This window comes from Neolewinella lacunae, assembly GCF_014349155.1.
Taxonomy (GTDB): Bacteria; Bacteroidota; Bacteroidia; order Chitinophagales; family Saprospiraceae; genus Neolewinella; species Neolewinella lacunae.
In genome coordinates this window covers 1-583 of record NZ_JACSIT010000088.1, presented here as the reverse complement: position 1 = coordinate 583, position 583 = coordinate 1, and the positions used below count along the sequence as shown (strand labels likewise).

At 63.6% G+C, this 583-nt stretch carries 1 protein-coding gene; it reads left to right on the top strand.

The window, feature by feature from the left end; genetic code table 11:
* Nucleotides 1–583, top strand: a 583-nt coding sequence (locus H9S92_RS07715) for a SprB repeat-containing protein (protein ID WP_187466137.1), incomplete at both ends; no start/stop codon positions are given.

The following is a 583-nucleotide window of genomic DNA, read 5'->3' as shown; positions in this document are numbered from 1 at the left end:
CCTGTGGAGCAACGGACAGACGACGGCTACGGCCACGGGCCTGGCTGCGGGCATCTACACGGTAACGGTTACCGACGCCAACGGCTGTACGGAAATCGCCACCGGCACGGTCAACGAACCCACGGAACTGACCCTGACGGGTATGGAAACCGACGTTGAGTGCAACGGCGACGCTACCGGCGCGATCAACATCACGGTCGGCGGCGGCACCCCCGGCTACACTTACCTGTGGAGCAACGGTGCCACGACCGAAGACCTGACGGGTCTGACCGCCGGCATCTACTCCGTGACGGTAACCGACGCCAACGACTGTACGATCGAAGCGACCTTCGAAGTGGAAGAGTCTACGGACCTGGAAGCTACCATCGCTGACACGGACGTGCTCTGCAACGGAGACACGGACGGCACGCTGACGGTAGTTGTCACCGGCGGCACCCCCGACTACACCTACCTGTGGAGCAACGGACAGACGACGGCCACGGCCACGGGTCTGGCCGCAGGCACCTACACGGTGACGGTAACCGACGCCAATGGCTGTACGGAAATCGCTACGGGCACGGTCAACGAGCCCACCGACCTGGAA